General features: G+C 57.5%; 17 protein-coding genes. 12 read left to right on the top strand and 5 right to left on the bottom strand.

Translation table 11 applies throughout. From position 1 onward, the window contains the following. The first annotated feature begins 397 nt into the window (after nt 1-397). The 5 genes from AC0V6Q_RS12770 to rplL all read left to right on the top strand — a co-directional run bounded on the left by AC0V6Q_RS12770 (nt 398) and on the right by rplL (nt 2,617). Nucleotides 398-529, top strand: coding sequence for a hypothetical protein (locus AC0V6Q_RS12770; RefSeq protein WP_486168756.1), 132 nt, complete (start codon nt 398-400; stop codon nt 527-529). 53 nt (nt 530-582) lie between these two features. Continuing rightward, a complete protein-coding gene (locus AC0V6Q_RS12765; RefSeq protein ID WP_486168755.1) occupies nt 583-1,116 on the top strand; it encodes a DUF2975 domain-containing protein in 534 nt (177 codons plus the stop codon). Then, nucleotides 1,116-1,343: a helix-turn-helix domain-containing protein gene (locus tag AC0V6Q_RS12760; RefSeq protein ID WP_486168754.1), complete on the top strand. Its 228-nt coding sequence runs from the start codon at nt 1,116-1,118 to the stop codon at nt 1,341-1,343. Before AC0V6Q_RS12765 ends, AC0V6Q_RS12760 begins: the two co-directional genes overlap by 1 nt. Nucleotides 1,344-1,642: 299 nt before the next feature. Then, nucleotides 1,643-2,158 carry a 50S ribosomal protein L10 gene (rplJ, locus tag AC0V6Q_RS12755; RefSeq protein ID WP_486168753.1) on the top strand — a complete coding sequence of 172 codons (516 nt, stop codon included), beginning with the start codon at nt 1,643-1,645 and terminating at the stop codon, nt 2,156-2,158. Nucleotides 2,159-2,242: 84 nt separating this feature from the next. Next, nucleotides 2,243-2,617: a 50S ribosomal protein L7/L12 gene (rplL, locus tag AC0V6Q_RS12750; RefSeq protein ID WP_486168752.1), complete on the top strand. Its 375-nt coding sequence runs from the start codon at nt 2,243-2,245 to the stop codon at nt 2,615-2,617. Between the two features lie 85 nt (nt 2,618-2,702). On the opposite strand, the gene AC0V6Q_RS12745 is transcribed toward rplL, so the two are convergent. Next, nucleotides 2,703-4,064 (bottom strand): serpin family protein, encoded by a 1,362-nt coding sequence (locus tag AC0V6Q_RS12745; RefSeq protein WP_486168751.1) that lies wholly within the window; start codon nt 4,062-4,064, stop codon nt 2,703-2,705. Between the two features lie 87 nt (nt 4,065-4,151). Continuing rightward, on the bottom strand, nt 4,152-5,447 hold the full coding sequence (locus tag AC0V6Q_RS12740; RefSeq protein WP_486168750.1) for a hypothetical protein: 1,296 nt from the start codon (nt 5,445-5,447) through the stop codon (nt 4,152-4,154). Between the two features lie 198 nt (nt 5,448-5,645). On the opposite strand from AC0V6Q_RS12740, the gene AC0V6Q_RS12735 reads away from it, so the two are divergent. Further along, a complete protein-coding gene (locus tag AC0V6Q_RS12735; protein ID WP_486168749.1) occupies nt 5,646-7,073 on the top strand; it encodes an MATE family efflux transporter in 1,428 nt (475 codons plus the stop codon). Here AC0V6Q_RS12735 and AC0V6Q_RS12730 read toward each other — a convergent pair. Continuing rightward, complete coding sequence (locus tag AC0V6Q_RS12730; protein ID WP_486168748.1) at nt 7,048-7,893, bottom strand: mechanosensitive ion channel family protein; 846 nt, start codon at nt 7,891-7,893, stop codon at nt 7,048-7,050. The two genes, AC0V6Q_RS12735 and AC0V6Q_RS12730, sit on opposite strands and share 26 nt — an antisense overlap. Before the next feature lie 235 nt (nt 7,894-8,128). Between AC0V6Q_RS12730 and AC0V6Q_RS12725 the strand changes: the two genes are divergently transcribed. The 4 genes from AC0V6Q_RS12725 (at nt 8,129) to AC0V6Q_RS12710 (ending at nt 13,622) form a co-directional block, all read left to right on the top strand. Then, nucleotides 8,129-8,416 carry a co-chaperone GroES gene (locus AC0V6Q_RS12725; protein WP_486168747.1) on the top strand — a complete coding sequence of 96 codons (288 nt, stop codon included), beginning with the start codon at nt 8,129-8,131 and terminating at the stop codon, nt 8,414-8,416. A 69-nt stretch (nt 8,417-8,485) separates the two neighbouring features. Beyond that, complete coding sequence (gene groL / locus AC0V6Q_RS12720) at nt 8,486-10,138, top strand: chaperonin GroEL (protein ID WP_486168746.1); 1,653 nt, start codon at nt 8,486-8,488, stop codon at nt 10,136-10,138. Nucleotides 10,139-10,593: 455 nt separating this feature from the next. Then, on the top strand, nt 10,594-11,664 hold the full coding sequence (locus tag AC0V6Q_RS12715; RefSeq protein WP_486168745.1) for a BLUF domain-containing protein: 1,071 nt from the start codon (nt 10,594-10,596) through the stop codon (nt 11,662-11,664). A gap of 119 nt (nt 11,665-11,783) precedes the next feature. Beyond that, entirely contained in the window at nt 11,784-13,622 is a 1,839-nt protein-coding gene (locus AC0V6Q_RS12710; RefSeq protein WP_486168744.1) for a DUF885 domain-containing protein, read from the top strand. A gap of 80 nt (nt 13,623-13,702) precedes the next feature. On the opposite strand, the gene AC0V6Q_RS12705 is transcribed toward AC0V6Q_RS12710, so the two are convergent. Then, nucleotides 13,703-15,985, bottom strand: a complete 2,283-nt coding sequence (locus AC0V6Q_RS12705) for a DUF305 domain-containing protein (RefSeq protein ID WP_486168743.1) — start codon at nt 15,983-15,985, stop codon at nt 13,703-13,705. 278 nt (nt 15,986-16,263) lie between these two features. Between AC0V6Q_RS12705 and AC0V6Q_RS12700 the strand changes: the two genes are divergently transcribed. Next, complete coding sequence (locus AC0V6Q_RS12700) at nt 16,264-17,328, top strand: serine hydrolase (RefSeq protein WP_486168742.1); 1,065 nt, start codon at nt 16,264-16,266, stop codon at nt 17,326-17,328. A gap of 110 nt (nt 17,329-17,438) precedes the next feature. Here AC0V6Q_RS12700 and AC0V6Q_RS12695 read toward each other — a convergent pair whose 3' ends face one another. Continuing rightward, nucleotides 17,439-17,729 (bottom strand): hypothetical protein, encoded by a 291-nt coding sequence (locus tag AC0V6Q_RS12695; protein ID WP_486168741.1) that lies wholly within the window; start codon nt 17,727-17,729, stop codon nt 17,439-17,441. Nucleotides 17,730-18,007: 278 nt separating this feature from the next. Between AC0V6Q_RS12695 and polA the strand changes: the two genes are divergently transcribed. Then, nucleotides 18,008-20,848 (top strand): DNA polymerase I, encoded by a 2,841-nt coding sequence (gene polA / locus AC0V6Q_RS12690; RefSeq protein ID WP_486168740.1) that lies wholly within the window; start codon nt 18,008-18,010, stop codon nt 20,846-20,848. Nucleotides 20,849-20,851 lie beyond the last annotated feature (3 nt).

Genomic DNA, 20,851 nt, shown 5'->3' with positions numbered 1-20,851 from the left:
CCTCTTTGCTTGTGCACGCCCCGGGAAATCCGGACCGCGAATTGGGTTCAGTCGTCACGCGAGACTGTCATGCCATATCAGACGCAAACAAGCCGCACTCCAGCAGACATGGAATTGGGGGCCCAATCCGTGTCCAAAATGGATGCAGCTTAAACACTCGCGAATATGGCAAAGCACCGATTTCTATTCTTGGTCCAATTCGTCGCGCATGAATCAGTCCGGCTCGAAAGCGGTGTGTGAAGGCGTATTTAGGCACAATGCTGGATTTGTAAAGGGGGCAATCGCATGCTCGCGCCCAGCGGCATTATCGTTTTTCAATATTATTGATTGACAATAAACTTCGACTCGGCCAGATGGCGCTTATCGATTTTCAATATGCCCTTTAATGGAAAACAATATGAAACCGCAGCTTACAAACACATTCGCCGCCATCGCAGCCGCGATCCTTGCCTTCACCTCCATCGGCACCCTCACAACCGTGCCGCCCGCTCATGCAGCCTCACCGGTCGGCATGGTCGAGCTTGCCTAGATCAAGAGCGGCCCGACGCAGCTAGCCCGATCTCGTTAGAAAGGTTCATAGCCATGACTACCAATTCCAAAGACCCCCTGCTCATTGCCGGCAAGATCATGACGACACTCGTGATGGTCATTGTCGGTATTGTAACGGTCATCCTCATTGGAGTTATCCCGCTTTTGCTCATCGAGCAGTCTGAGTTTGCTGCTGCCGTTATCGAAGGCGGAGGCGACAGTGTCACCGCGGCTTTGGCCGCTTCAATCGTTCTGCTTTTGCTGGCTGCCGCAGTTACAGCGGCCGCATTCTACTTCTTCCAATTGCTCGGCAGGATTATCGACACTGTCAGAGATGATGACCCGTTCACGCTTGCAAATGCAGACCGGCTGACCCGCATGGGATGGATCGCTCTGGGTTTTCAGATCGCAACATTCCCTATCGCTGCACTGGCTGCCTATCTCGCGGCTTATGTTCCCGCCGAAAATCTGACCGTCGATTTCGACTTCTCGCTGACCGGAGTGCTTTTAGCCATCGTGCTGTTCATCCTCGCCCGTGTGTTCAAGCACGGCGCTGAAATGCGCGAAGATCTGGAAGGGACGGTCTAATGCCAGCCGATGACGAAGGAGCCGTAATCATGGTCAAGCTCGATGACATTCTCCACGACCGGCGCATGACGCTGACCGAGCTGGCCGAGCGGGTGGGTCTCACCCTTGCCAATCTCTCGATCCTGAAAACCGGAAAGGCCAAGGCGATCCGATTCACAACGCTTGCGGCGATATGCCGAGAACTGGAGTGTCAGCCAGGAGACCTTCTGGAGTACCAGATCAAATAAGCTGCAAGCACCAATTCGCTTGACTCTCGAGGCGCGCATAGTAATGGCGCGCCTCGACCTCTTTACCGGAGGTCATCCGTCCGAGACAGTTGGTGAGAGGAATTTGCCTCTCTTAATCTCCAGCCTAGACGGGGAAAAGAGTTTCTCTGGTGGGCCGCAAATGCGCTCACCCTGATCAAGCCTTTGGCTTCTCCTTCCCCATTGATGGACTTGATCTGTGTCGATGAACGGCATGGATTGATTTGAGCCGGTTGTGCGCAGGCCTCGCCCGCACACAGCCATAGTGAAGGAGCAAATGCATGGATCGTTCGCAAAAAGCCGATGCGGTTGCGCAGCTCTCGCAAGTCTTCAACGAGGTCGGCGTGGTGGTTGTCACCCGCAACCTCGGCCTGACGGTGGACCAGTCTACCGATCTTCGGGGCAAGATGCGCGAAGTTGGTGCAACTTATAAGGTTGCGAAGAACCGTCTTGCAAAGCTCGCCCTGAAAGACACCGATTACGTTGGCCTTGAGGAATACCTCACCGGTCCAACCGCGCTTGCATGGTCTGAGGACCCTGTGGCGGCAGCAAAGGCTGCTGTTGAGTTCGCAAAGTCGAACGACAAGCTGGAAATCGTCGGTGGCTCGATGGGCAGTCAGGTGCTCGACGAAGCCGGGATCAAGGCGCTTGCCTCGATGCCAAGCCTCGACGAGCTGCGTGGCACGATTGTTGGCCTTGTCAACGCACCTGCGACGAAGATCGCTCAGGTTGCAACGGCACCAGCCAACAAGCTGGCCCGTGTCATTGGCGCATATGCCGCCAAAGACGCTGCCTGATATTGGGCTTAAGACGCTACTCGCACGATAAACGAAACATCATTGGGACGCATCTAAGTCCCGAATTTTATTGGAGTTAACATCATGGCTGATATCGCCAAGCTTGTTGAAGAACTTTCGAAGCTGACCGTCCTTGAGGCAGCTGAACTTGCCAAAGCACTCGAAGAAGAGTGGGGCGTTTCTGCAGCTGCTGCTGTTGCTGTTGCTGCACCTGCTGGTGGCGGCGGCGAAGCTGCTGCTGAAGAAAAAGACGAATTCGACGTCATCCTCACCGGCGACGGTGGCAAAAAGATCCAGGTCATCAAAGAAGTCCGCGCCATCACCGGCCTGGGCCTCACCGAAGCCAAAGGTCTCGTCGAAGGCGCACCAAAGCCTCTCAAAGAGGGCGTCAACAAGGCAGAAGCCGAAGAAATCAAAGGCAAGATCGAAGCAGCTGGCGGCACCGTCGAGCTCAAGTAAATCTTGGACAAAGTTTTGTGAGTGTCTTGAAGCGCTCGCAATTAGGGGGCGGTGTCAGCGATGGCGCCGCCCTTTTTGCGTCGGCTTAGAACTTGGGCGGGCAAGGCGGGCTATACCGATCAGGCGGCCCCTTTTGAGGTTGCGGCCCGGCGCTCTCTTCCTGCCTTGGGTCAACCATACGGCCCATAAACAGGATCGCGCCAGAGCGTTTGTCTCGCAGCAAGAACATGAACGGATGATCCGCGCGGAAGATGAAGGGTGGCGGCGGAGGAGGACCAACGCGCGACGAGGTCACCATGACCCCGCCCATCACCACGGCCGTTGCTGCCGCCGCTTCCGACCCGGCTTCGTCGACATCAATGTTAGCTTGGTGAAGGATATTGGTGATCTTCAACCCGCACCAATCGGGAAGCGTCGCTTGCGGGAAGGTCGCCATACGATTAAAATTCGCATTCTTGGAAAACGGCAGGGGCGCGCCCATACCATCAATCACCGCCTTCAGGTCCGCATTCCAATCAAGGCTCATCTTCGGGATAGTCAGGACCGTGTCATAGGGTTTCGCCTCATCCAGCGCCTCAAGCCATCGCTCAAGTTTTCTTGGCGTGAGACCTTCTTCAAGCTTTGCCAAACCGTCTGGTTTTTCAGGCAGGATCGCAACCATGCTCACTTCTTCGCCCGCATATGGCAGATCGACGAGCTTGACCGAACCGCGCTTGATGCCGCGAAACTCGGCGCGAAGGTTCATCAGATCAGCCGTGATTTCATCGCCTCCCGCGAGGAAGAAGGGCTCTTCTCTGGTAGCGCTTTCCGAGAAGCGGGTGAGCCAATCCCCCTTCCAATAGATTGCGTTGACGAGGACCGCAGCGGTCAGGGTGTTGAGCACGTCTCTCTGGATGAGCTCTTCAATCCGATTGTTGGTCTTTCCCGCAACCCAGCCGTTGATCTCTTTACGCGCACTTTCAGGATCATTGCCAAAATCAGCTCTGTTGAATGCGCCAGATGCCTCGCGCTCCAGATCAGCACGATACTGCGGGTTGAGCGTCAGATCATCACGCACCCAGAAGGCGTTGGCACTGCGCAACTCGCGGCCCTCCCCCGATATCTGCATCATGCGGTCAAGCTCTCCGCCCGCACGCAAGTATCCCTCTGGTCCCGCAGGGTAGTGCATCACCGAGCGCATTTGCTCAGCCGTCTGGCCGTCCGCACCGCGATAGGCGTATCCCATCGCTAGCGAGATACTGGCTGGCGAGAAGAACAGGTTTTCACCCGGCTTTGCGACAGCGCGGTACATATCAAGTGCAAAGGCGTTCGAGCCTCGCGCGACGTCTTCAACGCCGACTTGAGTGTCTGAAGCAGCAGTCCGAGCGCTGTCGGTTGGAGCACAGCTCGCAAGCATGGATGCAGCCAACAAAAGCCCGATGGATTTAGTGTGTGTCTGACTTCGCATTGCGTCCCCTCTCGTTGCCCCCCTCATGACTTCATCAAAAGAGTCAGAGTAATGGACGAGGGTATATCTACCAATGAGAACGGGAGATTAACGCGGGATTTGCTCGATCGCGGTCAGTTCAGAGCCCAGGGTCGGGACCGAAATCTGATCGACCTGCACCTTTTTCGCATTGGGCGCGTCCTGGTAATCGATCCCGAACTCCACCTCGTCATAGGCGGGGTTATAGCTCACCGGAATGCCGGCGGCTTGCAGCTGCGCGAGGGTCACGAAACTGTCGATTGCCGCGCCTTGCGTAATGCTTGCAAATTCCGTCTTGCTGAATTGTTCGCGCATCATGTTGGCAACCGAGCGGAGGCGGATTGCAATCGTACCATCGCGCTGTTGGAAATCGACGCTGCCGGTAAGAACGCCGTTTACCCGCGCATCAAGCTTTGTCTTGGGCACAAGCGCCGCTTGCGCAGCTGCCGTGGCGCTGACTTCGGGTGGGGGAGCGCCCACGGGAACAGCACGGCGAACCTCATCAACACCTTCAGGTGGCCGCACGGGCGTCCGGTTTGGCGCGATTGGAAGCGAGCTTCGCACCGCTGCAGACGCATCAATTGCCCCTGCAAAGGCCGCCTCGACAGACCGGTTGGCAATCGCATCGGTGCGCGCCGATGATGAACTCAGCGCAAGGGTCCGGCCATCAGGACCCGCATTCTCAGGTGTTGCACGAACCACGGCATCAAGGCCGGTGATCTGATCAATCGCAACAGTGCGGGTCGCGATTGCGTTGCTGCGCGATTGCGTGACCGGTGCAGGACCTTCGGGCAAACGGGGTGGTACCAATGCGGTCAGCGCCGACGGCATCTCGACGCTGGCAAAAGCAAGATCGAACTCTTGTGAGCCTGTGCTCAGGACGGCCAGAGGCAACTCGCGGTCAAACGCGCTAAGCCTGATTTCGCTGCTGAACGTCACAGGCTCATCATCTCCGCCGATCACATCGGCATACAGCAAACCTGTAATCTGATTGGCGACCTGGCCTTGTGGCGTCCAGACTTGCGTTGCCAGCTTGGGTGCGGCTGCTGCAGGGGCAGCCTTCATCGCAGGCTGCGGTTTTGTCTCGGGCTCAGGCGAGGAAAGCGCATCCCCGAAAGATGCCTCTCCAATCGCGCCGACCATCGCTTCGAGCGAGATGTTCGGTACAGCTATCGCCACGGCGACCGCTGCAGTCCCGAATGCGAACCGCGTTTTGTTGAGCGTCTTGCTGGCAGGGGCTCCGTTGATGCTGGCGGCGATCGCAGCCTTCTCTACAGCTGTCAGAGGGGCGGGCATAAAGCGGGCATGGGGCCACCAATCGCTTTGCGCGACATTGGTGTCTGCCTTGCTGTTTTCGCTGCTCACTTGAGCATCCCCCTTTCGGAACCCGCTTTCTTTAATAAATTATTTACATTCAAGATAAAGCGCTTTTTACAAATCGCAGCGGCGGTGCCCCGATACAACACACGGGCGCGCCAAAGCGCCTTGCTGCGTGAATTTGCTTTTCCAATGCCGCTTCCCTTCCTATTCGGGCCGGCTCGCTATAGCGCGGGCGGACAAGCTATGACGCAAAATGAGGCCATTCATAACCGCCCCGATCAGGCATTGAGGGCGCCCCCTACATGGGGTCAGGAGTTTCGGGCGACGCTTGCGCTCGCCGCTCCGCTTGCCGCTGCCAACCTGTTGCAAATGCTCACCTATGCGGTGGATGTGATCTTCATTGCTCGGCTGGGGGATGAACCGCTGGCTGCCTCTGCTCTGGCGGTTTCCCTGTTCGGATTGGTCTTGTGGGCCATGACTTCGCTTACCGGAGCCGTCGCGGCTTTGATTGCCGAGGCCGTTGGCGCAGGTGGGCCCACATTGCGGCCTGTCAGACGGTCCGTTCGCATGGCCTTGTGGCTGGCGGTAATAACCGGCGTTATCGGTATGGGCATTTGCCTGGCTCTTGAGCCGATCATGCGTGCAACCGGTCAACAGCCGCAGATCATCGCATTGGCGCGCGAATACAATTACATCATCATCTTCTCGCTGATCCCGATGCTGCTGGCGGGGGTCTTGCGCAATTTCGTTTCGGCATTAGGGCGCCCGATATTTGCCACCGCGATCACCGGGGTGGGCATTTTCGTAAACGCCTTTGCCAATTACGCGCTCATTTTCGGCAACTTCGGCGCGCCAGAGCTGGGTCTCAAAGGTGCAGCGGTGGCAACCATCATCACCGCCTTTGTGATCCTTGGCGCATATATTGTGGCGATACGGCTCGACCCGAAGCTTCACCGCTATCACATCTTTGGCAGGCTCTGGTCGCCGGACTGGGACCGCTTCTGGCTGATTGTTCGGATCGGCGTTCCCATTGGCCTGACCGTGACAGCGGAGGCCGGTATCTTCGGTGCAGCGGCATTCCTCATGGGCAGGTTCGGGGCAAGCGAACTTGCCGGGCACACAGTCGCGCTGCAATTGGCTGCGCTCGCTTTCCAGGTTCCGTTTGGCGTGGGCCAGGCAGTGACCATTCGCGTGGGCTATTATTACGGTGCGCGTGATCCCATTGGCATCAAACGCGCAGGCTGGGTCGCGCTTGCGATCTCGACCGCCTTTATGACCTGCACGGCAAGCGCCATGGTGATCGCGCCTTACACATTGCTTTCGATCTACGTTGATCCCTATGCCGCCAAGAACGCAGCTCTCGTCGGGTTCGCGCTCCAATACCTCGTTCTCGCCGCAGCGTTCCAATTGGTGGACGGCATTCAGGCAGTCTCCGCCGGAGCTCTTCGCGGGCTACAGGACACGCGCGCGCCGATGTGGATCGCGATTTTCAGCTATTGGGTGCCCGGTATCGGCCTTTCGATAGGCCTCGGGTTCTTCACCCCGCTACAGGGAACGGGCGTTTGGATCGGCCTTGCGACCGGGCTTGCTTTTGCAGCCGTTCTGCTCACCTGGCGCTGGATGGCGCGGGAGAGATTAGGGCTGGTCAAGCAGCCGCCGCGCCCATCGTAGTCACCACGCGTTGAGGGAACGGGATGGAAATGCCCTTCTCGTCAAACTTGGCCTTGGCCGCTTCGGTAAGGTCCCACGAAAGCCCAAGATAATCCGCCGTATTGCACCACACGCGAAGCCCGATCCCGACCGAGCTTTCGTCAAGCGAAGCGACAAACGTGACAGGCTCAGGATCGCTCAACACCCGCTCGTCTCCGGCTGCCAGTTGCAGCAAGGTGTCGCGCGCGTTCTTCATGCTGTCGTTATAGCCAATCCCGACAATCAATTCGAAACGGCGCGTTGGATGACGAGTGAAATTGATGATGGGCTGGTTCCAAAGCTCGTTATTCGGCATCATCACGAACAGGCCATCAGGCTGTTTAAGCTCGGTGGTGAAAAGGCCAATTTCCTGCACTGTAGCAGTGATCGTACCGACATTGATCACTTCGCCCACACGAAAGGGGCGCTGGGTCATAATCATCACGCCTGATGCGACATTTGATAATGTGCCCTGAAGCGCAAGGCCCACTGCAAGCGCCACGCCGCCGAGCGCTGCAATGATACTGGTGGTCTCAACCCCGAACTGGGTCAGAACCGTCAGCAAGACAACGGACCAGATCGCAAATTTTACCGCTTTGCCGATCACACGGGCAATTGAGATATCCACCCGCGAGGCGCGGGTAAGCCCGCGCACCACCCAGCGTGATACCAGGCTTCCCACCAGCAGACCGAATACCAGCACCGCTATCCCGGCGCCAAGATCCATCAGGTTCATCCGCAGCCAAATGAGGCCCTGCTCTGCGTAAGTCAGGTCAGTGATTTCAGGATTGAAGCGGATCATATAGCTCTCAAAAACAAGGCATCAGCGCGCATGTTCTCACGCCGGCAAAGGTTGAGCGTGTGGCGGATGCAGGCCCAATACTCAAGCGCGAAGCGCCGCATTGCCTTTTCGCAAATTTTTTTGGGTCCGTCGCCTTGACTCTTGCACCCGTGGCAACCATCTGCCCCCGCGTTGGCACTCTAATAGCGAGAGTGCCAAATTCGTTTATCAACCACGTAAGAGAAAGGTCATAAAAATGGCATTTCGTCCACTTCACGACCGCGTTCTGGTCCGTCGCATCGAAGCCGACACAAAGACCGCAGGCGGCATTATCATCCCTGACAGCGCTCAAGAAAAGCCATCCGAAGGCGAAGTCGTCTCCGTTGGCGAAGGCGCACGCGACGATGCAGGCAACCGCGTTGCTCTCGACGTAAAAGCCGGCGACCGAGTGTTGTTCGGCAAATGGGGCGGCACCGAAGTCAAGATCGACGGTGAAGACCTCCTCATCATGAAGGAAAGCGACATCATGGGGATCATCGGCTGAGGCCGAAAGGCTTTAGTCTGACCCAGAAAATCGCACCTAAAAAATTCCAAGAATTCAGGAGAAACAATCATGGCTGCAAAGGACGTAAAGTTCGGCCGCGAAGCACGCGAAGGTATTCTTCGCGGCGTAGATACGCTCGCTAACGCTGTTAAAGTCACCCTCGGTCCAAAGGGCCGTAATGTCGTCATCGACAAAAGCTTTGGCGCGCCGCGCATCACCAAGGACGGTGTATCGGTTGCCAAGGAAATCGAACTTAAAGACAAGTTCGAAAACATGGGCGCGCAAATGCTCAAGGAAGTGGCCTCGAAGACCAACGACCTTGCTGGCGACGGCACCACCACCGCGACCGTGCTCGGCCAGGCCATCGCCCGCGAAGGCATGACCGCTGTGGCTGCTGGCATGAACCCGATGGATCTTAAGCGCGGCATCGACACTGCAACCGCAGCTGTTGTTGCGAACCTTCAGAGCCGTTCAAAAGAAGTCGCTGGTTCTTCCGAGATCGCTCAGGTCGGCATCATCTCTGCCAATGGCGACAAAGAAGTCGGCGAGAAAATCGCTGAAGCCATGGACAAGGTCGGCAAAGAAGGCGTTATCACCGTCGAAGAAGCCAAGGGCCTCGAGTTTGAACTCGACGTTGTTGAAGGCATGCAGTTCGACCGCGGTTACCTCTCGCCTTACTTCATCACCAACCCGGACAAGATGCTGGTTGAACTCGACAACCCATACATCCTGATCCACGAGAAGAAGCTTTCAAGCCTGCAAGCCATGCTCCCGGTTCTCGAAGCTGCAATGCAGTCGGGCCGCCCGCTTCTCATCATCGCTGAAGACATCGAAGGCGAAGCGCTCGCGACCCTCGTCGTGAACAAGCTGCGCGGCGGCCTCAAAGTCGCTGCTGTCAAAGCTCCAGGCTTTGGCGATCGTCGCAAAGCCATGCTGCAAGACATCGCGATCCTCACCAAAGGTGAAATGATCAGCGAAGACCTCGGCATCAAGCTTGAGAACGTGACGCTGGGCATGCTCGGCGAAGCCAAGCGTGTCACCATCGACAAGGACAACACCACCATTGTCGACGGCGCAGGCTCGGAAGACGACATCAAGGCACGCGTCGGCGAAATCCGCACGCAAATCGACAACACCACCAGCGACTACGACCGTGAGAAGCTGCAAGAGCGTCTCGCGAAACTCGCAGGCGGCGTTGCTGTGATCAAGGTTGGCGGCGCTTCGGAAGTCGAAGTGAAAGAGCGCAAGGACCGCGTTGATGACGCGCTTCACGCAACCCGTGCAGCCGTTGAAGAAGGCATCGTCCCGGGCGGCGGTACCGCGCTTCTTTACGCAACCAAGGCTCTCGAAGGCCTCAAAGGCGACAATGACGACCAGACCCGTGGCATCGACATCGTTCGCCGCGCAATCATGGCGCCGGTTCGTCAGATCGCTGAAAACGCTGGCCACGATGGCGCGGTTGTTTCTGGCAACCTGCTTCGTGAAGGCGATGAGACCCAAGGTTTCAACGCTGCAACCGACGTTTACGAAAACCTCGTTGAAGCAGGCGTGATCGACCCAACCAAGGTTGTTCGCACCGCTCTGCAAGACGCAGCTTCTGTTGCTGGCCTGCTGATCACCACCGAGGCGGCGATCACGGATGCTCCAGAAGACAAAGCCGCAGCCCCTGCAATGCCCGATATGGGCGGCATGGGCGGCATGGGCGGCGGCATGGGCTTCTAAGCCAGCCACTTTTTCCAAGCTTTCAAAAAAGGCCCCGTCGGAGCAATCCGGCGGGGTCTTTTGCTTTATTCGCAACTAAAGCCTTAAAATCGTATTCTGTTTTTTGCAACAAGCCGCCAAGTTCGCGATTTAAAGCGATAAAGATCGCCTGAAGAGTTAATCAAACTTGACGCGTTCGAGTGTATGATAAAGAATACAGCCTTCCAGTCTCCGAGAGTCGAACGACCCCGGAGTTTTGCGGCGCAGGGCATTGAAAGCCGAGCTGATCCGGCTTCCAAATCTTTCCGGGTTTGGTTTTGGGCAATGCGCCACCGAAGGGTTTTTGCCTGCTGGAATAATGGGATCTGCGGACGAGAATGCACGCGGAACGTTGAAGGATAATCAGGCCGCTATCTGTGGCCTCCTCAATGCTTTTGTGCGTTCGCTCCTGCTAATCCTGGACGGGAGGTAGACCTATGCATACGCATAATGACGGGATTAGCTCTGGAAGTGGGCCATCCAACCTTATTGGTTGCCTGACCTATCAAAGCAGGGCAGCAGCGCCGCCGTCCGAAACCGAACTCAACGAACTTGTCGCAAGGGCACGCTCCCGCAATCAAAGCGTCGGTGTCACCGGCATGCTTCTGTATGAAAATGGCAAGTTTCTACAAACACTCGAAGGCCCACCCGATGGTCTGGGTGCTGTCTGGAAATCGATCCAGCAAGATGAGCGCCACAAAGACATCGAACTGCTGACAGAGCATTTTGTCGAAGCGCGCCTGTTCTCGGACTGGGACCTTCTTCTTTATCGCAAACGCGATGAGGCGCCCCCGCGCCTTTGGGATCGTCTGCGCCGCAAGCACCCTCTCAACCAGCATGTGCAGCGCGTTGTACGCGACGCATTCGACGCAAATGAGACTGGCCTTGGCGACCTTTTCGCACGGCTTGCTGAATCGGGTTGGCATGGCGATGAAGTGGTCAAGCAACTGATTGAACCGGCCGCCCGCGCGATGGGCGACGCATGGCTCAGCGACGAATGCAGCGAGTTTGACCTGACACTGGGGCTTGGCATCTTGCAGATGGCGGGTCATGCCGTGCGCTACACCGAAAACTCGGAAAGGCTGCGTTCGAAGACCTATTCGGTCATTCTGGCATCAGCCCCGGGCGAACCGCATATGCTGGGCCAGAGCATCCTTGCCGACCAGTTTACCGATGCCGGATGGTCGGTTGAAATGTCACACCCCGGTAGTGATCAGGCGCTCGCCAATCAGCTGGAACACCAACGCCCTGATGCGCTGGATATCGGGCTGTCGGAAGCACTGCCGCGTCCCGGACGCATCGCCGCGTTGCGCGAGACGGTGAAGCAAAGCCGCCTTGTTTTGCCAGACCAAAATCTGGTCATTTCAGTGGGCGGAAGATTATTCGCAGAGGCAGCTGCCACCGCAGAGCATGTGGGCGCCGATCACTCTCGCCCGACATTGGCCGGCACGCATTTGCGCATCGCAGAGCTGGTTGCCCATGCACGCAAAGTGCGGTCGGGCGAGTAACGAGGCCTCAAAAGCCAATCCCGCGTCAAAATCGTACGCTCATTTACCGGCAGGTTGCCCTTCCATTGTCTTGCGCTCTGGGCCATTAGCGTCCGGAAAAATCATGAGGGAACTCTGAGATGAAAATGAAATTCGCAGCCTTGCTGCTTTCAACCGTTGCGCTTGGCGGTTGCGATGCGTTGACACCGGTGGAAACGGTGGAATGCGGCACGGTTGCTCAATCAGAATGCCTGAACGCGTGGTTTGATGAAAAGTTCGAAGAACAGCTTGCCTTCTCGCCGATCACACAAACGGGATTGGGCCGGAAAACCGACTACGACAAAATCGACGATTTCAGCGAAGATGCACAGCTTGCCCAGCTTGAATGGATGCGCGGCGCAACGGCGCAAATGGAAGCAAGCTTTGATTATGACGAGCTCTCAGAGGCGGCCAAACTCTCCTACGATATGTGGAAGTACCGGCTTGAGCAGGCGGAGCGCGCTTACGAGTTTCGCGAGCAAGCCTACATCCTCCACCAAATGGGCTCTGCGCAAAGCAGCCTTCCGACCTTCCTGCTGACGCAGCACACTGTCGAAGATGAAAACGAGATGCAGGCGTTTATCACGCGTATTGGCGCGATCGGGACAGCTATGGACCAACTCCTCGCCCGCGCTCAGGCAAACGCCGAGGCAGGCACCCGCGCCCCACGCTTTGCTTATGATGCGGTAATCCTTGAGGCGAACAACCTCACCTCCGGCGCGCCTTTCGATGAGGGTGAGCCTTCCGCCATGTGGGCCGGCGTCGAGCGCCACCTTGCGAGCCTTGTTGGGAGCGGCGCGATTACCGATGAACGCGCCGAAGAGCTCCGCGAAAAAGCGCGCACAGCGCTCATCGAAGAATTCGCGCCTGCCTATGCACGCACGATTGCCTGGTTCGAAGAAGATCGCCCGAACACAAGCGAAGAGGCGCAAGGCGCAACCGCTTTGCCCAATGGCGAAGCATTTTACGCAGCATCATTGAAAGAAATGACCACCACCGACCTTACCGCTGATGAAATTCACCAGATCGGCTTGGATGAGGTTGAGCGCATTCAAACAGAAATGCGCGCGATCATGGAGCAGGTCGGGTTCGAGGGGACCTTGCAGGAATTTTTCGAGTTTACCCGCACCGATCCGCAATTCTTCTACCCTGACAATGAAGCGGGCGCGCAGCAATATATCGATCAAGCCAAGGCTCACATTGATGCCCTGACCGCGCGGCTGCCCGAGTTTTTCGGCACCTTGCCAAAGGCGCCGCTTGAGGTGCGCCGGGTAGAGGCTTTCCGTGAACAGGACGGTGCCGCCCAGCATTATCAACCTGGCACACCCGATGGTTCACGCCCCGGGATTTACTACGCTCACCTTTCCGACATGACTGCGATGCCAATCCCTGAATTGGAAGCGATCGCCTATCACGAAGGCAATCCGGGCCACCACATGCAATTGTCCATCGCACAGGAATTGGAAGGCGTGCCCAAATTCCAGTCCCAAGGCGGATTTATCTCTGCCTATGGAGAAGGCTGGGCGCTGTATACCGAACTGCTCGCAAAGGAGATGGGCGGTTACCAGGACCCTTATTCCGACTTTGGCCGCCTTGGCAGTGAAATCTGGCGCGCAATCCGTCTGGTGGTTGACACCGGCATCCACGCCAAGGGCTGGAGCGAGGAAGAAGCGGTGCAATATGCGCTTGAAAATTCCCCCAATCCTGAAGGCGCCGTGCGCAGCGAAGTTCAGCGCTATTATGTGCTGCCGGGCCAGGCGACATCATACAAGATCGGCATGATCCGTATTCAGGAACTGCGTGCGAAAGCGGAAAAAGAGCTGGGCGAAGACTTCGACATTCGCGGGTTCCATGACACCGTGCTTGGCGGTGGCTCGGTGCCGCTGTCGATCCTTGAAAAACGGATCGACCAATGGATCGCGAGCGTCAAAGAAGCGTAAGCTGCTTGCAGATCAAATAGAAGAAGGGCGCGAGGTGGTTGACCACCTCGCGCCCTTTTTGCGTCTGGATTGATGAGGCCTTAGCCGCCCTTGCGGCTTGCCGCTGCTGCTTCGATCACGTCCTCATCCCATGTGACCTGCGTCTGGGTCTGCGGATTGAAGCGGGTGTTGGCGTAAGATGCGGCTTCTGCAGCTGCAATCTCTTCGGCGGTCAGGTGCTCTGACGGCTCAAGCGCAAACACATCGACACCGCGGGTGATCTCTGTGCCGTAGATCCGGCCATTGTACCAATAGCTGGACCAGAAACCGCCAACGACCAATTGCTCACCATCGATGGGGCCACGGTCAAAGAAGGCAATCTCTTGCGGATTAGCGCTGTCGGTGAAGTCCATCACGCTGATGCCGCCCTGATACCAGCTTTGCACGAAGATATCGCGGCCGGGAACCGGAATGATTGAGCCGTTGTGAGCGACGCAATTTTCCGTGTCGCTTTGTGGTCCGGGCATTTTGTAGTGGCTGCGGAATTCAAGCTTGCCATCGACAATGTCGTAAATCGCATTGGCGCCCCAGGTCATCGGGTCCGATGCCTTACAACGCGGACGACCGCCTCCGCCCCATTCGTCAGTGAAGATCACTTTGGTGCCGTCATTGTTGAACGTGGCCGAGTGCCAATAGGCAAAGCCTTTGTCGAACACGCTGTCGGTGCGAACTGGGTTATAGGGATCGGAGATATCCATAATGATCCCGTTGCCCGAACACGCGCCTGCCGCGATTTTAAGCGCGGGGAAGACGGTGATGTCGTGGCACTGGTTTGTCTGACGGGTGTCTTGCGCGCCTTCTTCAGAGGTGCCGCCTTTCCAAAGGCCAGCAATCTCGCCCGTTTCATTGTCGGCAAACACGCGCGGGCTGCTGGTGATGCGGGCCGCTGCCGGATTGGCGAGCGGGATTTCGATCACGTCGATGCTGAACAATGCAGTGCGGCTGTCCGCTTCATTATCGATGCAGCGCGACAGCTCTTCCTGTTTGCGCACGCGCGACGTCCCCGAGTTGTAAACGACGAGCTTTTCGTCATCGGCGCTCACGATCGAGTGCGTGTGGCTGCCGCGGCAGGTTTGCACCTGTCCGACCTGGCGCACAGCGGTGAGGTCCGAAATGTCGAAAATGCGAAGGCCGCGGAAACGCTCTTCCGACACGTCGCCTTCAACACCCTGTAGCCCGCAATCCACGCGGCCACGGGTTTGCTCGACGCTCATAATGAGAAGGTTTTCGTAAACCGAAACGTCGCCTTGGCCGCCCGGGCAGACAACCGATGACATGAGGTTGGGAACCCCGTCATCGCCAAGCTTATAGATGTTGAAGCCGTGATAATTACCGGCGACCATAATGTCGTCGAAGAACGCCATGTCGGTGTTGGCAAAATCGAGCAGCGGCGAACGCTCGGCAAACTGGGTCAGGCTTTCGCCGTCTTCCTCTGGCGTTTCCGCCGCTTCGGCAGCCGCTTCTTCTGCCTCTTCCTCATCCATTGGGAGAGCTGGGCGAAGGTCCGCAGGGTTCTCCGGGTTAAAGAAGCCGGCAGGCTTTGGCAGCGACACCACCTTGCGAAGGTTCATGATTGCCTCGCCCGCATCGTCGAAACCAACAGCCAGGTTGACGCGCGGATCGGATGAAAGGCCAGCCAGCATCACATCCATCTGATCGATTTCGGATTGCTGGTCGCTTTCGATATCGCTGATGAACTGGAAAAGCACAGGGTCAGACGCGCTGCCCGGTTGGTCGAGCAGATCGTCAACCATTTTGATCGCGCCTTCGTGGTGGGCAATCATAAGCGTGAGGAACAAGCGGTCGAATTCCGTGCCCTCAAGCGTTGCGAGCTTGGCCATGTCCTCTGCGCTTGCCATACCCGCCATTTGCGAGTGATCCATGGCATGGCCCATCATGTGATTGGAATGGTCCATCCCTGAATGGTCCATCGTTGAGTGATCCATGCCGACCATCACGGTTTTCTGACCGCGCGCGGACAGCCATTCGTTCATGAACTCGATCTCGTCAGCCTGGCTCGACAGAATGCGGCCAGCGATAGTGACGACGTCTTCATTATTGGTGCGCGCTTCGACCAGAGCGGACATTTCAACCGCCTGTTGGTGATGCGCGATCATGCCTTGCATGAAGCCGACATCTGCATCGGTGTAGCTGGACTTCGCAATCTCGCTTGCTTCACTTGCGCTAAGCGTTTTGCTCGCTTCACCTGGTGCACCTGGCAAAAGGATGGGAGCGGTCTGCGCCATCGCAAGGCTCGAACCGGTAAGAAGAAGGCCCGTAAGCAGGCCGCGAGAGCCCAAAACGAGGTTACGTTGCATGGTCATATTTGTCCTCATGATGCGTGGTTTGACAGCATACCTGCCCGAATGGTTGCGCCAGTCAAGGCTGCGTGTCAGGCAACCCATACATACGCAACAAGGGAACAATCGAAGGGTTCCTCGCATTATAATTAGTGCAGCGATCTAAGCCGGGATCGCGAATCGGTCGCGAGCGCTGCACATTTCGCCGCATGCGACGGGGCGAGCGCTTGTCGCGGCGAATCGTAGGACCCTAGAGACTGCGCTTAAGCTGCCGCTAACCTTGTTCGGAGTACGTTCTGCCGATGGCAATTCGACACATTCTTTCCTCGATCACCCGCGCCGCCCTTCCGGCCGCAGCCCTCATCTTCGCAAGTTTCACGCCCGCCTTTGCCCCCGCCTCGGCTCAGGGCAACGAACGTCAGGGCGACGAGCTGCAGGCGAGCTTCGACAATGCTTTTGGCACGCAGGCAAGAGAACCCTCCACCTTTGAGGCGATTTACTCCTCTTCGTTCGAGCAGCGCATTGCCGAACTTGCCGATGGAAGCGATGGACGTATCGGCGTTGCTGCATGGGACCTTGCAACCGGTGAGCAGATCACGGTGCTGGGCAATCAATTGTTCCCCATGGCCTCGACCAGCAAGATCGCTGTTGCTGCAAAATATCTCGAGATGGTCGAACAGGGCCGATATACGCTGACCACGGAATTTCCGCTGCTGATCCCTGTTCGCTCGGCGAAATTTTCATCTGCCGCGGCCCCTGTGCGCAATGGCAATTCCATGGCAGCGATTGATCTTATCGAGATCATGATCACCCGATCGAGCAACCCGGCGACAGATGCCTTGCTGAAAGCCGTGGGCGGTCCGCAAGCGGTCAATGACTGGATGCGCCGCCAGGGCATCACCGATTTTTCCATCGACCGCGATATCGCAACCTTGGTGCGCGATGACGGCGAATATGACCCTGCCAACTGGATTGATCCGCGCGATGCGGCCACGCCCAAAGCCATGGTGCGCCTGCTCGCCGGGCTTTATCGTGGTGAGTATCTGTCGGACGAAAGCCGCCGGATATTGCTCGGCGCGATGAGCCGCACTGTCACTGGCAAGCGCCGTATCATCGCCAATATGCCAGGCGAGGCAAAGGTCAGCCACAAGACCGGTTCGCTCAACAACACGTCGAGCGATGTCGGGATAATCGAAAGCCCCGATGGACGAGCTATTGCAGTCGCTATCTACGTAACGGGCCAGGGTTCACGTCGCGCCCGCGAAGCACGGATCGCTTCAATCGCCCGCGCGCTTTACGACGGGTTCAGCGTACGCGCCCGCCAGGATCGCAACTGGGTGAACGCCCCGCGTATGGGCGGCGGTTAGGCACTCAAACCAGCAGGCAGCGCAGAATCTAGCGCGCAAAGAAAAAGGCGGCGCCCACACAATGGGACGCCGCCTTTTCTTTTTCTAGCGTGAAGCTAGCGAAGAGCGAATTACTCGCCGTCCACCATAGCTTCTGCCTTGGCAGCAGCGCCTTCAGCAGCTTCGGTCACAGTGTCAGCAGCGCCTTCAGCAGCTTCGGTTGTTGCATCAGCAGCGCCTTCGGCAGCTTCGCCAGCAGCAGCAGCGCCTTCTTCAGCAGCAGCAGTCGCGTCGTCAGCGATTGAAGCAGCGTCAGCAGCCATCGCGTCGCCGGTTTCGCTCACAGCGTCAGCGGTTTCACCGCAAGCAGCGAGGCCAAGAGCAGAAGTTGCAACAAAAGCGGCAAGAACGATCTTACGCATAATAAATTCCTTGTTCAGCGTTTAGAACACGCACCCCCCTCCTAGGGGAACGCGCCAAAGTCGGGCAGAACAGCCTGACTTGAGCTTCTAAATAGTGGCGGAAATGTGGCCGCACAAGTAAAATGTGGCAAAATGCCCCTTTTTCGCCTTATTCTTGCCACATTTGAGCGAGCTCCCCATGCGTCCTTTTTAGCAGGCAACCACTTTTGGTGGGCAAGGCAGCCTTCAAACATCAAGGCGACTTACGCCCGCGTGCTCGCGATGCTAGCAAGCGAGCCATGTCAGACAAGAAGCAGCACCTCTATCTCGTCGATGGCTCGGCCTATATTTTCCGCGCCTATCACCGCTTGCCACCCCTTACCAATCCGGAAGGGACCCCTGTTGGCGCGGTTTATGGCTACACAACCATGCTGTGGAAGCTGGCCGATGATCTGGATGCTGCTGATGGGCCGACGCATTTGGCGGTGATCCTGGACAAGGATTCGAAGAGCTTTCGCAACGACATTTACCCTGAATACAAGGCCAATCGCCCGCCGCCGCCCGAAGACTTGCGGCCACAATTCCCCCTGATCCGCGATGCTACCCGCGCGTTCAGCCTTCCATGCATCGAAGAAAAGGGATTGGAGGCAGACGACCTGATCGCCTCCTATGCCCGCGAGGCACAGCGTAAGGGATGGGACGTGACAATCGTCTCTAGCGACAAGGATTTGATGCAGCTTGTTGGCGAAGAAAATGGTGCGCGCATTGATATGCTCGACACCATGAAATCACAGCGCATCTATCTGGATGAAGTGCACGAGAAATTTGGCGTCACCCCTGATCTGGTCGGCGATGTGCTGGCCCTTATGGGGGACAGCGTCGATAATATTCCGGGCATTTATGGAGTTGGCCCAAAGACCGCATCCAAGCTCATCGCCGAGCATGGTTCACTTGCCGCAGCGCTCGACCAGGCGCCGGATATGAAGAAATCCAAATTGAAAGAGCGCCTGCTTGAAGGACGCGAGGCTGCCGAGCTGTCGCGCGTTCTGGTTACGTTGAAAGAAGACTGCGACCTGCCTGTGGCGATCGAGGACATGGCCCTTGGCAAGGTTCCCGAAGAACCTCTGGCCGAATTTCTGCAAACGCACGGATTCAACTCGCTTCTCAAACGCCTTGGCGCAGGAACCGGTTCACCCGAGCGGCCCAACAATCTCAATCCTGCCAAAGCGGATAAAGGCGGCGACAAGGGCAATGCTGAAGGAAACCGCCAACCTCTGCCGGAAATGCCGAAGGTGGATCGCAGCGCGTATGAGGCGGTTCAGACTTTGGAGCGACTCAAGGAATGGGTTGCGCGGGCAACGGCTGCCCGGCTGGTCGCGGTGGATACAGAGACCTCTTCGCTCGATGCCATGCAGGCTGACCTCGTCGGGGTGAGCCTTGCGCTTGGCCCCAATGATGCCTGCTACATCCCGCTCGCCCATGGCGGCAGCGATATGTTCGACGAAAAGCCTGAGCAGGTTGCGATGGATGACGCCATTGCAGCGCTCAAACCCATGCTCGAGGATGATTCCGTCCTCAAAGTCTTCCAGAACGGCAAATATGACCTCAACGTGCTGGAGCGTTCAGGGATTAGCGTCGCGCCTATTGAAGACACGATGGTGATGAGCTTTGACCTTGATGCAGGGCGCGGCGAAGGCATGGGAGGCGGTCACGGTATGGACGACCTCTCCGAACGCCACCTTGGCCACACCCCGCTTTCCTTCAAAGAAGTGTGCGGCACCGGCAAGAAAGCCATCCCTTTTGGCGAAGTGCCTTTGGACCGCGCGACGGAATACGCCGCCGAGGACGCCGATGTCACCTTGCGGCTTTACCGCATGCTCAAACCGCGTCTTTCCGAAGAGGGTGGCAGCGCCATTTACGAACGCGTCGACCGACCGCTCATCCCGGTGGTTGCGGGAATGGAGCGCGAAGGCATCAAGGTAGACCGCGCGCGCCTTGCCAAACTCTCGGAAGAATTTGCGACCGAAACGGCCCGGCTTGAAAAGGCAATCCATGAAGTTGCGGGCGAGGAATTCTCGGTCGGCTCACCCAAACAATTGGGCGAGATCCTGTTCGACAAGATGGGTTTTAAAGGCGGTCGTAAAGGCAAGAGCGGCGCTTACTCCACCGATCACTCGACGCTTGAAAAGCTGAGCGCCGACCCGGAAGCTGCGGCGATCACCAAGAAGGTGCTTGAATGGCGCCATTTGTCGAAACTGAAATCGACTTACACCGATGCGCTGCAGGCGCAGATCAATCCCGATACAGGGCGCGTGCACACCAGTTACAGCCTTGTTGGGGCCCAGACAGGGCGATTGTCTTCAACCGATCCGAACTTGCAGAACATCCCCATCCGCACCCCCATTGGCCGGCAAATCCGCGAGGCGTTTGTGCCCGAAGACGGCAATGTCCTTCTCGCAGCAGACTACAGCCAGATCGAATTGCGACTGGCTGCGCATATGGCCGATGTCGGCACTCTCAAAGAGGCCTTTGCAAACGGTGAGGACATCCACTCGCGCACAGCGACCGAGATGTTTGGCGAGGTGACAAGAGACACCCGCGCGCAGGCAAAGACGATCAACTTCGCCATCCTGTACGGCATTTCGCGTTGGGGACTTGCAGGCCGCCTGGAAGTCGAACCCGACGAAGCGCAGGCGATGATCGACACCTATTTCCAGCGTTTCCCCGGCATTCAGCGCTATATCTCCGAGACACTCACAACAGTTGGCGAGCGCGGCTATTCCGAGACGCTCTTTGGACGCAAGACATGGTTCCCGCGGATCAAGTCGAAGAACCAGGCCGAACGGCAGGGTTCAGAGCGCGCGGCCATCAATGCGCCGATCCAGGGGACAAGCGCAGACATCATCAAGCGAGCCATGGCACGAATGCTCCCGGCGTTGCGCGATGCTGGACTAAACGATGTGCGCATGCTGCTTCAGGTGCACGATGAATTGGTGTTCGAACTGCCCGAAGGGGACGTGGCCGCCGCCTCGCCGATTATCGAACGGGTCATGGCAGAGGCCGCGCTCCCGGCGGTCACCCTTGATGTGCCGCTCGCGATTGATATCGGGACAGGCGCGAGCTGGGACGCGGCGCACTAAGAC

It is taken from the genome of Erythrobacter sp. S227, assembly GCF_057364925.1.
The sequence above is the reverse complement of the archived record's forward strand: the minus strand, read 5'-3'. Positions and strand labels throughout refer to the sequence as shown.

Excerpts from the sequence above, each read along its gene's own strand:
- AC0V6Q_RS12770 (WP_486168756.1), top strand. The coding sequence starts at position 398 with ATGAAACCGCAGCTTACAAACACATTCGCCGCCATCGCAGCCGCGATC.
- AC0V6Q_RS12765 (WP_486168755.1), top strand. The coding sequence starts at position 583 with ATGACTACCAATTCCAAAGACCCCCTGCTCATTGCCGGCAAGATCATG.
- AC0V6Q_RS12760 (WP_486168754.1), top strand. The coding sequence starts at position 1,116 with ATGCCAGCCGATGACGAAGGAGCCGTAATCATGGTCAAGCTCGATGAC.
- rplJ (WP_486168753.1), top strand. The coding sequence starts at position 1,643 with ATGGATCGTTCGCAAAAAGCCGATGCGGTTGCGCAGCTCTCGCAAGTC.
- rplL (WP_486168752.1), top strand. The coding sequence starts at position 2,243 with ATGGCTGATATCGCCAAGCTTGTTGAAGAACTTTCGAAGCTGACCGTC.
- AC0V6Q_RS12745 (WP_486168751.1), bottom strand. The coding sequence starts at position 4,064 with ATGCGAAGTCAGACACACACTAAATCCATCGGGCTTTTGTTGGCTGCA.
- AC0V6Q_RS12735 (WP_486168749.1), top strand. The coding sequence starts at position 5,646 with ATGACGCAAAATGAGGCCATTCATAACCGCCCCGATCAGGCATTGAGG.
- AC0V6Q_RS12730 (WP_486168748.1), bottom strand. The coding sequence starts at position 7,893 with ATGATCCGCTTCAATCCTGAAATCACTGACCTGACTTACGCAGAGCAG.
- AC0V6Q_RS12725 (WP_486168747.1), top strand. The coding sequence starts at position 8,129 with ATGGCATTTCGTCCACTTCACGACCGCGTTCTGGTCCGTCGCATCGAA.
- groL (WP_486168746.1), top strand. The coding sequence starts at position 8,486 with ATGGCTGCAAAGGACGTAAAGTTCGGCCGCGAAGCACGCGAAGGTATT.
- AC0V6Q_RS12715 (WP_486168745.1), top strand. The coding sequence starts at position 10,594 with ATGCATACGCATAATGACGGGATTAGCTCTGGAAGTGGGCCATCCAAC.
- AC0V6Q_RS12710 (WP_486168744.1), top strand. The coding sequence starts at position 11,784 with ATGAAAATGAAATTCGCAGCCTTGCTGCTTTCAACCGTTGCGCTTGGC.
- AC0V6Q_RS12705 (WP_486168743.1), bottom strand. The coding sequence starts at position 15,985 with ATGACCATGCAACGTAACCTCGTTTTGGGCTCTCGCGGCCTGCTTACG.
- AC0V6Q_RS12700 (WP_486168742.1), top strand. The coding sequence starts at position 16,264 with ATGGCAATTCGACACATTCTTTCCTCGATCACCCGCGCCGCCCTTCCG.
- AC0V6Q_RS12695 (WP_486168741.1), bottom strand. The coding sequence starts at position 17,729 with ATGCGTAAGATCGTTCTTGCCGCTTTTGTTGCAACTTCTGCTCTTGGC.
- polA (WP_486168740.1), top strand. The coding sequence starts at position 18,008 with ATGTCAGACAAGAAGCAGCACCTCTATCTCGTCGATGGCTCGGCCTAT.